1 rRNA gene is annotated in these 1438 nt (G+C 53.6%); it reads right to left on the reverse strand.

Going from position 1 to position 1438, the window contains the following annotated elements:
• Positions 1 to 68 precede the first annotated feature (68 nt).
• Positions 69 to 1438 (reverse strand): 16S ribosomal RNA (locus QUF49_RS00010); the annotation flags it as partial.

Raw genomic sequence — 1438 nt, forward strand, 5'->3', positions numbered from 1 at the left:
TCAAAACTGAACAAAAGAAGAATAGGTGTACTTACGAAACAGTCGAAGCTGTTTCATAATCTCCATAGAAAGGAGGTGATCCAGCCGCACCTTCCGATACGGCTACCTTGTTACGACTTCACCCCAATCATCTGTCCCACCTTCGGCGGCTGGCTCCCAAAAGGGTTACCCCACCGACTTCGGGTGTTACAAACTCTCGTGGTGTGACGGGCGGTGTGTACAAGGCCCGGGAACGTATTCACCGCGGCATGCTGATCCGCGATTACTAGCAATTCCGGCTTCATGTAGGCGAGTTGCAGCCTACAATCCGAACTGAGAATGACTTTTTGGGATTGGCTTGGCCTCGCGGCTTCGCAACCCTTTGTATCATCCATTGTAGCACGTGTGTAGCCCAGGTCATAAGGGGCATGATGATTTGACGTCATCCCCACCTTCCTCCGGTTTGTCACCGGCAGTCACCTTAGAGTGCCCAACTGAATGCTGGCAACTAAGGTCAAGGGTTGCGCTCGTTGCGGGACTTAACCCAACATCTCACGACACGAGCTGACGACAACCATGCACCACCTGTCACTTTGTCCCCCGAAGGGGAAAGCTCTATCTCTAGAGTGGTCAAAGGATGTCAAGACCTGGTAAGGTTCTTCGCGTTGCTTCGAATTAAACCACATGCTCCACTGCTTGTGCGGGCCCCCGTCAATTCCTTTGAGTTTCAACCTTGCGGTCGTACTCCCCAGGCGGAGTGCTTAATGTGTTAACTTCAGCACTGAGGGTGGAACCCCCCAACACCTAGCACTCATCGTTTACGGCGTGGACTACCAGGGTATCTAATCCTGTTTGCTCCCCACGCTTTCGCGCCTCAGCGTCAGTTACAGGCCAAAAAGCCGCCTTCGCCACTGGTGTTCCTCCACATCTCTACGCATTTCACCGCTACACGTGGAATTCCACTTTTCTCTCCTGCACTCAAGTCTCCCAGTTTCCAATGACCCTCCACGGTTGAGCCGTGGGCTTTCACATCAGACTTAAGAGACCGCCTGCGCGCGCTTTACGCCCAATAATTCCGGATAACGCTTGCCACCTACGTATTACCGCGGCTGCTGGCACGTAGTTAGCCGTGGCTTTCTGGTTAGGTACCGTCAAGGTACGAGCAGTTACTCTCGTACTTGTTCTTCTCTAACAACAGAGCTTTACGACCCGAAGGCCTTCATCGCTCACGCGGCGTTGCTCGGTCAGGCTTTCGCCCATTGCCGAAGATTCCCTACTGCTGCCTCCCGTAGGAGTCTGGGCCGTGTCTCAGTCCCAGTGTGGCCGATCACCCTCTCAGGTCGGCTACGCATCGTCGCCTTGGTGAGCCGTTACCTCACCAACTAGCTAATGCGCCGCGGGCTCATCTGTAAGTGTCAGCCGAAACCGACTTTCAAAAAGAAGAAATGCTTCTTCTCTT

Origin of the sequence: Fictibacillus sp. b24, assembly GCF_030348825.1 — a bacterium.
Lineage (GTDB): Bacteria > Bacillota > Bacilli > Bacillales > Fictibacillaceae > Fictibacillus.